Annotated in this window: 6 protein-coding genes; 1 reads left to right on the top strand and 5 read right to left on the bottom strand. The window is 52.1% G+C overall.

Annotated elements, in window-relative coordinates:
- Nucleotides 1-170: 170 nt before the first annotated feature.
- Nucleotides 171-869, bottom strand: coding sequence for a hypothetical protein (locus Q399_RS0120600; protein WP_031571942.1), 699 nt, complete (start codon nt 867-869; stop codon nt 171-173).
- A gap of 186 nt (nt 870-1,055) precedes the next feature.
- Between Q399_RS0120600 and Q399_RS0120595 the strand changes: the two genes are divergently transcribed.
- Entirely contained in the window at nt 1,056-2,675 is a 1,620-nt protein-coding gene (locus Q399_RS0120595) for a response regulator (protein ID WP_031571941.1), read from the top strand.
- Nucleotides 2,676-2,714: 39 nt separating this feature from the next.
- Here the strand turns inward: Q399_RS0120595 and Q399_RS0120590 are convergent, their stop codons facing one another.
- From Q399_RS0120590 to Q399_RS22400, 4 genes are all read right to left on the bottom strand, one after another.
- Nucleotides 2,715-3,218 (bottom strand): DUF2919 family protein, encoded by a 504-nt coding sequence (locus tag Q399_RS0120590; RefSeq protein WP_031571939.1) that lies wholly within the window; start codon nt 3,216-3,218, stop codon nt 2,715-2,717.
- Nucleotides 3,218-5,245 carry an NAD-dependent DNA ligase LigA gene (gene ligA, locus Q399_RS0120585; RefSeq protein WP_031571937.1) on the bottom strand — a complete coding sequence of 676 codons (2,028 nt, stop codon included), beginning with the start codon at nt 5,243-5,245 and terminating at the stop codon, nt 3,218-3,220. Before ligA ends, Q399_RS0120590 begins: the two co-directional genes overlap by 1 nt.
- Nucleotides 5,246-5,402: 157 nt before the next feature.
- Nucleotides 5,403-8,630 carry a TonB-dependent receptor gene (locus tag Q399_RS0120575; RefSeq protein WP_051686215.1) on the bottom strand — a complete coding sequence of 1,076 codons (3,228 nt, stop codon included), beginning with the start codon at nt 8,628-8,630 and terminating at the stop codon, nt 5,403-5,405.
- 424 nt (nt 8,631-9,054) lie between these two features.
- Entirely contained in the window at nt 9,055-10,572 is a 1,518-nt protein-coding gene (locus Q399_RS22400) for a M20/M25/M40 family metallo-hydrolase (RefSeq protein WP_031571933.1), read from the bottom strand.
- Between the last annotated feature and the right edge of the window lie 26 nt (nt 10,573-10,598).

Here is a 10,598-nt window from a genome sequence, read left to right as displayed (position 1 = left end):
ATCACCACACGAGGGTCACTGGTTCGATCCCAGTAGCATCCACCATATCTTCTCGTATCGATGTTAAAGCTGTTTGGGCGATCCTGCGCCTCACCCACTCCATTTTAATTCGCTGATAAAAAAGCCCGACAGCGTTTCCAACTAACGGGCAAAAGCACCACATCAAACTTTTACTTCGGCGTAAAACGCAGGTCGATATTCTGGTAATACAACGTAGTTTTACCTTCAAACCCTGAATCTGTGCCTACAAATAACCAGACCGAACCATCTGCAGCCGTGGTGATATCCAGCGTTTTTTCAGCGTTGTTCAACGTTTTTGCTTTGTACACCGAGCCATCGCATTTGCCATCAGCCACGGCAACATCTCCCTGTACTTTGGCCTGAGCGCCATCCTGCGATTGCTCACCTTTAGGTACATTCAGCGTGAAACCTTCTTGCTTGGGCTCTTTGTCGGCATAACCAAACTTCAGCCAGACCGCTTCACCTGGCGCACCGCCAATCCCCATACAACCGGCGCCGGCGTTACTGAGAAAGGTGACTTTAAGCTGGGCTTTGTATTTGCTGGATGGTGATAACCCGCTGATTTTCCTTTTTAAAAACATAAAAAGGTCATCACTGCGATTGTGGCCACTGAGCATAAAACCACTCCCCTGAAAGCCGGTCGGCAAATTGCGGATGCCGCTGTCGAGCTCATAAATAGCAGCATCATTGGTCGGATAATCACTAAAACCTGCGCTCCAATTTTGGGCGCCTTGCTGAAAGTTGTAACTAACCACATCGGTGTTACCAGCCAAAATTAACTCGTTGTTACAACCAGTCAGCGCCAGCAATAAACAAGCAGCCACAGGGATAAAGCGATTCGGGGACATCAGAGGTTCTCCAAAGATTGACGATGACGACCAGCCTAAAGAAAGCAAGCTGCCGCTGCTGTAACCGACTGTAAACACTCTGTAAAAGCTGCGCCGAAAGCTGTGATTTGTATTGTTGCGATTTCAGCGCCTGCTATAGTAGGCAGATAAAGCAGGCAGATTGAAGTAACAGAAAGACAGGCATTGATGGAACAGGCATTTAGCCGGGATATCCGTATTCTGGTGATCGATGAGCAGGCTTTGGCGCAGAACTATCTGAAATTCGCGCTGGAAAAACTAGGCTATGGCAGTGTACAGCTGACTGATCGCGCTAGTACTGCGCTGCAACTGTGTCAGCAACAACAATTTGATCTGATCATCCTGTCCTTTAACCTGCAACAGGGCAAAGATGGTTTTCAGCTGTATGAAGAACTAAAGACCCGCAAACTACAAAGCCATAACACCGGTTTTATCTTTATCAGCGCCGAAACTGACCCGTCGTTAGTCCATTCCGTCATTGAGTTGCAACCGGACGAGTTTTTGGCCAAGCCCTATACCATCGGTGATTTGCAAAGCCGCATCGAGCGGGTGCTGAAACGCAAACAGGACCTGCGACCGCTGCATCAGTATCTGGATGCAAACCGGCCGGAAAAAGCGTTGCAGGAACTGGACTTGTTGCTTGCAAGCCCGCCATCAGCCAAATTGGTTCCCACGCTGTTGAAACTCAAAGGCGATTTATTATTACAAACCGGCCGTTTTCGCGATGCTGTACAGTTTTATCAATCGGTGCAGGCCGTGCAGCCCTTTGGCTGGGCACAAATTGGTCTGGTGCGTGCGTTGTTTGCCTGTGAAGATTTTGATGCCGTTGGCATGATGCTGGAACGGATGTCCGCCAAAACAGATACCAAGCTGGTGGCGCTGGAGTTTCAGTCAGAACTGGAATTTCGCAATCACAGTTTTGAGCAGGCACAAATGCATCTGGAACAGGCAGTGGAACTGGCGCCACGTAATTTGTTCCGCCAGCAAAAATTACAGCAATTGTCGCGACTAAATCACGACTATGAACGCCAGTACAAATCGGCCCGGGATTTGCTGAAATTCGCCCGCCATTCGATGTATGAACAACCAGATCTGTATTTGAATATGGCCCGCGCCTGCATCGATTTTGCGGTGTCGATGGATGAAGACGGCGAAACCAACAAGCTCAGTAAACAGGCGACAGAAGCGCTGAATCAGCTACGCAGTAATTTCCCGCAATCGGACACGCACGAGCAACAAACCGTGTTGCAGGCCCGGTTGCATTACCTGAAAGACCAAAAAGACAAAGCGCTGAAAATTCTTGAAACCATGGACGAGGTGCCGCTGAATATCACCAGCCTGGAAGACGCATTAGACCGCGCCAAAGCCTTACACGAAGTGGGCCTGACGCAGGCCTCTAAACGCTGGTTTGAGAAAATCGGCGAATTCTGCCGAAGTCAAAATGCCGACCCGTATCTGCAAACTTATCTGCTGCAAGAGCAACAAGAGCGCGCTGAACTGACTACGGCGCCACGCGAGCTCAATAACATTGCGGTTATGCATTATCAGCATGGTAACTGGCAAGCTGCCCTTGGCGCTTTTGAACACGCTTTCCGTTTGTTACCGCGTAACGCCGGCATCGCGCTGAACTTATTGCAAAGCATGCTGACTTCGCCGACCGGCGCTATGGATCCGGTGAAACGCAGCCGCCTGCAACAAGCCTGTTTACGCGCGATTGAACTGGGCAAACTCAATCCGGAGCAACAACGCCGCTTTGATCAGCTAAAACAAAAACAGCTGGCAGTCTGAGGCGTTCCCGCCAATGCAGTCGTGCTACGATAGCGACGTTCAGGCCTTTTTATCTTCCGGCCATTCACTGAATACCAGCCGGAGTTGCTGGCTGCGTAGCAGATACAAACAACTCAACGCCAAAGCTGCCACCACAAACAATAATCCTGGTGCCCGTAGCGCCACATAAGCGGGTAAGTGACTGATAGTCCAATAGAGGTCTACTGAGGCGACCCCAAGCAATAACCAGCGGCTTTGCCGCCACACGCCAAACCAGAATGTTTTGGCCCGGCCACGCCGTAGCTTTTTGTCATAAGGCACGCGCTGACTGACGGCAGCGAGCACCAACAAAGCCGGAATGCCAATCAGCACAGCCCGGACAAAATCATCACTAAGCGGATAAAAAAAACTCAGCACTGCTTTACGCTCTGCTTCTGGCATCACGAGCGTGACTATCCAGCACAGATAAGGCCTGAGCAGTAATAACAGTAACGCATAAAACCGCAGTGGGATCCGATGCAAACCATCCTGGTCCAGCAGCGGAATATCCGGATATTGCTTCATTAGCTTATTCCGTGCTCAGCAAATAAATCCAGCATCTGTTGTTCAGTCCAGACCGCTACGCCCAGCTCTTCTGCTTTGGCCAGCTTGGAGCCGGCATTATCACCGGCAATCACGGCGCTGGTTTTCGCCGACACCGACCCCGCTACCTTGGCACCTAATTGCTGTAGCTTATCTTTGGCTTCGTCGCGGCCCATCGCAATTAAAGTACCGGTCAGCACTAATGTTTGCCCGGCCAATGGCTGCGCCGTCTGGGCTTTTTCGGCAATGTCCGGCCACTGCACGCCCACGGCAATCAACCCATCGATGACCGCCTGATTATGCGGCTCGGCAAGGAAATGCAGAATTTGGCCGGCAACGACAGCACCAACATCGGCAACCGCCAGCAACTGTTCCAGCGACGCTTCGCGTAAAGCCCCCAGACTGCGGAAATGCTGCGCCAGGTTCAGTGCTGTGGCTTCGCCCACTTCGCGGATGCCAAGCGCATAAATAAAACGCGGCAAGCTACTTTGTTTTGACTGCTCGATAGCCGCCAGTAATTTCAGCGCGGACTTCTCCCCCATCCGCTCCAGGCCAACCAGTGCCGGCATATCCAGCTTGTAGATATCGACCGGGCTTTGCACCAGCTGCTCATCAACTAACTGTTCGATGAGCTTATCGCCTAATCCTTCAATATCCATCGCCTTGCGGGCAACAAAGTGTTTCAGCGCCTCTTTGCGCTGCGCGCCACAAAATAAACCACCGGTACAACGCGTGACGGCTTCGCCTTCCACCCGCTCTGTGGCACTGCCACAAACCGGGCATTCGGTCGGAAACAGAATGTCACGCGCATCTGCCGGCCGCTCAGCCAGCACCACGGCCACCACCTGCGGGATCACATCGCCGGCGCGGCGGATAATCACGCTGTCGCCAATTTTAATGCCCAGCCGGTTGATTTCATCCTGATTATGCAAAGTGGCATTAGACACGGTCACGCCGCCGACACTGACCGGCTCCAGCCGCGCCACTGGAGTGACTGAGCCGGTGCGACCGACCTGAAACTCGACATCGAGTAAGCGGGTAGTTTTTTCCTGTGCGGGGAATTTAAAGGCAATAGCCCAGCGCGGCGCGCGCGACACAAAACCTAGGTTTTGCTGCTGTAATAAATCGTCGACTTTCAAAACCACGCCGTCGATTTCATATGCAAGCGCGGCGCGGCGCGCCAGAATATCGGCGTGATAAGCAAGCGCTGCTGCAGCGCCTGTCAGCAAGCGGATCTCCGGGCACACCGGCAAGCCCCAGCTTTTTAATTGCTGCAGCCGCGCATAGTGGCTTTTGCTGTCTAATACCGTGTTTGGATCTGTCACAGCACCTACTGCATAAGCATAAAAACTCAAAGGGCGACTAGCGGTGATCCGTGGGTCGAGCTGGCGTAAGCTGCCGGCCGCGGCGTTACGCGGATTGGCAAACACTTTGTCGCCGCTGGCGCGGGCTTTTTCATTCATCGCATCAAAACCAGCCAGCGGCATAAAAACTTCGCCACGCACTTCTAATACCGCTGGATACTCACCCTGTAGCTTCAGCGGAATAGCCCGGATGGTTTTGATATTGCTGGTAATGTCTTCGCCGGTAAAACCGTCGCCGCGCGTCGCTGCCTGTACCAGCAGGCCATTTTCATAACGGATACTGACAGCGAGACCATCGAGCTTGGGTTCGGCGCAAAAGCTGAATTCAATTTGTTGATCAAGCCGGTCGGCCATACGCTGATAAAACGCCTGAAAGTCCGCGGCTTCAAAGGCATTGTCCAACGACAACATCGGGATTTGATGACTGACCTGACCGAATTTATCCAGTGGCGCCGCCCCGACCCGCTGCGTTGGCGAATCGGCGGTGATGAGTTCAGGATGCTGCGCTTCAAGTGCCTGCAACTCGCGGTACAAAGCGTCATAATCCGCATCCGGAATGCTGGGGTTATCCAGCACATAATATTGATAATTATGCTGGTTTAGCGTTTGACGTAAGTTTTCAATGCGGGTTTGCAAATCGGACATCGGGCGAGGCTCTGTGGTCAATCATAGATGGGCTATAGCATGGGGATTTGTCCGGCACCTTGCAAGGTCCAGCCAGCGAAGAACAGGCCGGTACAGTGTTGTCTGGCGAAAAAAACAGCCCCGGCACAAACCGGGGCTGTTATCAGAAGAGCTGAAGTTAGAACACAGCGCGCACGCTTAACGCATAACGCCGGTCGGTGATAAAACTCAGCGCCTGAGTCCTGTCTCCGGCCTGGTTCATCTGATACTCGGTTTTAGTTTCGGTATTGAGTAAATTGCTGCCCTCAATACCGACTTTCCAGTTGTCGTTGATGCTGTAGTAGAAGCTGGCGTCCAGCATGCCGGAAGCCTTGGCATAAGCCGGCACATATTCTTCCGATTCACGCAGCGTCAGCAGGTACTCTGAGCGCCAGGTGTAAGCTAAGCGGAATGAAACAGCTTCCAGCTCATACATGCCAACGATGTTCAGGTTTTGATCGGAATAACCTTGTAACGGCAAACCACTGAAGACGCGGAACGTGTTGCGGTTATCGTCAACGCGGCTGCCGTCTTCCTTAAAACCGAGCGTGCCTTTGGAGATCTCATTTGGATCTTCAAGGCCACTCTGATCAATATAGGTGTAGTTAAACTGCAAGCCTAAACCACGCCACAAGCCCGGTAACATGTCGTAAAACTGCGAATACGACAGTTCAGCACCACGGATAGTGCCGGCACCGGTATTGGCCGGGCCATAAGCCGACACGTCGTATTTCACGCCATTGTAGGTAACGTCCAGGTCAAACTGGCGGTTACGAATAATGTTATCGAGTTTTTTGTGGAACAGGCCAATATTGACGAAACCACCCTGAGCGAAATACCACTCAGTGGTTAAATCGAAATTGATCGACTCTTCCGGTTCCAAATAAGGGTTACCGGCCAGCGCTGTAACTTCGATGTCATCAAGCCCGACCACCGGGTTGTTTTTTTCATCCTGATCCTGGCCTGGCGTTTTTAACCGGCGGGTATAGTCTAAATCCAGCAGGCTGATGTTGCGCGCATCGACCAGGCTTGGATAAAACAGGCCCTGAGATGCGCCAAAACGCATCACCAAATCATCTTTCAGTTCAAAGCTCAGGTTCAGGCTTGGCAGCACAGTGGTGTAGTCAGTGCCATCAACTGTACTGAGCTCTGATTCACCGGACGCCAGATCGTAGTACTGCTTATATTCCGGCTTCTGCATCACAGTGTTAAGGGAAGTGCCCGGGTTACCACGTTTCGCTGTAGTTGGCTGAACAAAAGCGCCGGTGGATTCCAGCTGATAGCTGACAAAGCGCAGGCCCAGATTGCCTTTGACCGGAATGTCGCGCTCCGGCATTTCAAAATCACCACGCAAATAAAACTCGGTGCGTTGTTCGTTCGATTTGCTGATATTGTGCGCGGCAAATGGCCCTTCGACCCGGTTTGGCTTGTCGGTATAAGGCACATAAGTGCCGGTACAGACGCCATTATTAGCCTTACTCAGCGTGGCATTGTGCCAGCCCTCTTTACAGCCCTGCCTTAAAGACGCGGCATAGTTTTTCACTAAATCCATTTTCGGGAACAGGAAGTTATTCACGCCGCCAATTAACACCTGGCCGTTGTAATAATCTGAAAAATCGACCCGTTCAAATAAGCCCGGCTGATTCACGGCCGCCGCGGCATTGCGGTCTGCCATATCCCAAGGCGTGCCAATTGCCGACCAGCCTTCATAAGCAGTGTCGCGCACCGTCAGGTCTTTATCTGAGTAATAACCGCCAAACTTCATGCTGGAGAATACGCCATCAAGTTCATAAGTTGCATCAAACTGAAAGCTGTCGGCTTTGGCAGTGTTGTGTTCTTCCTGCTCCATGCCGCTGCCTAAAAACAGGTTGGGCACCGGGCCGTTCCAGTCATTGTTCGGTGACCAGCCTGCGGTCTGAATGTTGTTACTTAAAAATTCGACTGTCGGCCGCTCGCCGCGCATGTCGAGGAAATACGGCGACACCACATGCACATGATTGCCGCGGGTCTGACCGGACATGCTGTAGTTGTGCACGACTTTATCTGAATCGATATGCTGATAATCCAGTTCCAGCTTCAGGCGGTCTGTGGCTTTGATTTTCAGATTGAGCGAGGTGTCTTCGACGGTATTTTCGTTGTAGTTCCAGCGGCTGCGGTAGAAAAACGGCGTCTCCGGACTGACGCCAAGGGCGACCCCAGAAGTGATAAAACCATTGTCGGTGGTCAGCGGGCGACCATTGGCTTTATCATCGCGCCAGTTTTGTGACGAACCCATAAAACCACGGAAGCCCTGCGCTGCCTGGCCGATTTGACGCTCATTCCATTCCAGTGAGGCATCCGAATTAATGTGCTCCAGCGTGGCGACCACTGTGTCGTCTTTATTGGCCCATTGCAGCGATGACGTAAAGCCGGTGCGTTTGCGGTCGTTATCCGCAGTGCTTAAATGGATAGCCACTGGCACATGCCAGACTGTACCGGCCGGTTGCCCCGGTAATGCCGGGCCGTCTACCGGTGATTTAGGATCGACGCCGGTAATACCGCCCCATTGGTCGGTCGTTGGAATAAATGCACTGCCACGCGAATGGAAATTACCCAAACCGACGCCGTCACCGCGGGATTGATATTCAGAAGTCGAGGCCGCAATTAAAAAGCCGAAGCGGCCATTGTTGGTTTGCCATTGGTCAGAAAATAAACCGGACAACGACGGTGTGACTTCTTCGCGATAATCGCCGTAGTTTGCTTTGCCACTCAGGGCAAACATTTGTTTTTCTGAATCAAACGGCTTACGCGTCACCAGATTGACGGTACCGGCGATGCCGCCGGAAATGAGGTCTGCCGTCTGGTTTTTCACCACTTCGACAGAACCCAATAACTCAGCCGGAAAATCTTCGTAGCTCAAACCGCCCGCCGGATTGGCGCTGAAGGCACTGCGGCCATTGACTTCAGAACGCACCCGGTCCAGGCCACGCACTAACACCCCGGTGCCTTCGTCGGCATAGTGTTTCGGGTCATCTGATGAAGCAAAACGCTCAATCGTCACGCCTGGCACACGCTGCAGCGCTTCGGTGACCGATTTATCCGGCAATGCGCCGATATCAGTGGCGGTGATCACATCTTTGACGGTATCAGCAAAGCGTTTTAAATCCTGTGCGGACATAATACTGCCGCGAATGCCTTTAATCTCGATCACTTCGACCGTTTCAGTTTTGGCTTTCTCTTTAGTTGTGACAGCGCTGTCATTTTTTGCCAAATCTTGAGCTTGTAACGCTAAAGGACTCAGCCCCAACAAAGCGGCGGAGATAGCCAGGCTCAGTCTGGCCTTCGATATTCTGTACTGCTGGTCGTGACTGTTGTGTAAATGCGGCATAGTCAAAATCTCATTTGTGCTTGTTTTAATTTATCTGACCCGGACGCCGCGTTACTGCTTTGAGCACATCCAGGTCGTTCCTGCGTTCCCTGTACAAAGCCTTTAGCATGCGCAACATGCCTAGCTGTGTTGTTACTTTTTACCACAAAAATTTATAATTGCACATTTTTTAACGGATAAACTCGCGATTTTATGATTTCCTGCTTTGAAACGGACAAGAAACCCAACCGACACAATGTTAGTAAGTAACATATCATGCTTTGTAATGCATTGATTTAGCCGCGCAGCCCGCCTGTGAGGCGATATTGTTCAGAAGTGCAAAGCACAAGGGGAAATCGCGATGAAACAAATTGGATTCAACCACTCAGAAAGGAAAACTGCTGAGACCCTCAGCAGTTTTTGATGACACACCTCAGCGTTGTGTTCAGTTGCTTTGCCAGTTGACGTTGACCCCGCTAAAGCTGCTGTATGCCCGCACTCCGACTACCCAGCTGCCAGCGCTCGGGTTTGTTATCACACAGTTTTCATTGTTGCCGGTTTTATAAGGCCGGCACTGGTAACTGCTGGTGGTAGGATTGCTCCCCAAACGCAGGTACAGATCCGCGTCGCCGGTGCCACCGCTCATATTTATATTGAGCTGACTTTGTCCGGCCGGTAGTACTAAGGTCTTATAAACCCAGTTGCCGGTGGTTGCGGCCAAATTGGGGAAACTACCGCTGGTTCCACCAGGCGTACCGCCGACAGCATTACCCAGCTCCAGCACAAAAGACAAACCCAAACGGGCAAATTTCAGCGCATGTAATGCCGTCGGGTCAGAATTGGCGAGGGTGTCATTGCTGGTATGGATTTTTTTGTTACTGCCGGCAAAACGCGCTTCAAACGGCATCGACGCGGCAAATCCGGCATTGTGCCAGGAGGCGTGGTCGGAACAGCCGTAACCGCAGACATCAGTGCTGTGACGCAGCGCCGGCTGGTAAGTACTCAGCAATTTTTGCAAATAGCCGTTCAGATTGGCGTTGGTGTAGTCGGTCATCAACACTATATCTTCGGCTGAGCCTTTAAAGTTGGTCATATCCAGCTGCATCGCCGCGATAATGTTCTGCGCTGTACTGGCCGCGGCGGTGGCGATGTCTCTGCTGCCACGCAGTCCGACTTCTTCCGCAGCATAACCATAAAACCGGATCGTGCGCTTGGGTCTTAAGCCCGCGCTGCTGATCACTCGGATAATTTCACTGAGTGTGGCTATACCTGATGCATCATCGTCCGCGCCCGGAGCCCGGGTCGTTTCGCTGGTACCGCCGCTATTGATGGAGTCGAGGTGACCGCCCAGCACCACAATGTCGTTTGGTTTTTCACTACCGATCATCTCCAGCAACACGGAGCGCTGTGGATAACCGCTGTGACTGATCCGGCTGACCTTGATCCAGCTGTGGTTATTGCTCAGATTCTGCCACTGCGTGGCTATCCAGTCTGCCGCCTGCACCCCGGCGTTGGTGGTGTAATATCTGTTGGTAAACTGACTTAAATCACTGATAAATTGAGCAATATTCGCCTGATTTAACTGCGGCAGCTGGCTATTGACCAGAGTCCCTTGTGTCAGCGGCGGCGCGGTGAAACTGGCGGCCAGCAGTGGCTGCGTCAGTGCCTGCAAGGCCTGCTCCAGGCTGTCGTAAGCGATGTAACCACCGCAGCGGTGTTGCTCGGCATGGATATATTCCGACAACACCGCCAAATCGGCGCTATCAACCTGTACCAGCACCGGTTGCTGGTGACCACTTTGCAGCACCGCTTCCCCAAGGAGGACGGGCTGGCGTTGCAGCACAGCCACTTCAGGCAACGCCTGTAATACCTGAGATTCGACACTGATCCATACCGGTTCAGCCTGCACTGTAAGACAAAAAAGCGCGCTGGTCAGCGCGCCGTATAAGGGCGTTTTTTTCATGTCATGTTCCTGATTTTATTATTTAT

Origin of the sequence: Rheinheimera texasensis DSM 17496 (assembly GCF_000711985.1) — a bacterium.
GTDB lineage: Bacteria > Pseudomonadota > Gammaproteobacteria > Enterobacterales > Alteromonadaceae > Pararheinheimera > Pararheinheimera texasensis.
The sequence above is the reverse complement of the archived record's forward strand: the minus strand, read 5'-3'. Positions and strand labels throughout refer to the sequence as shown.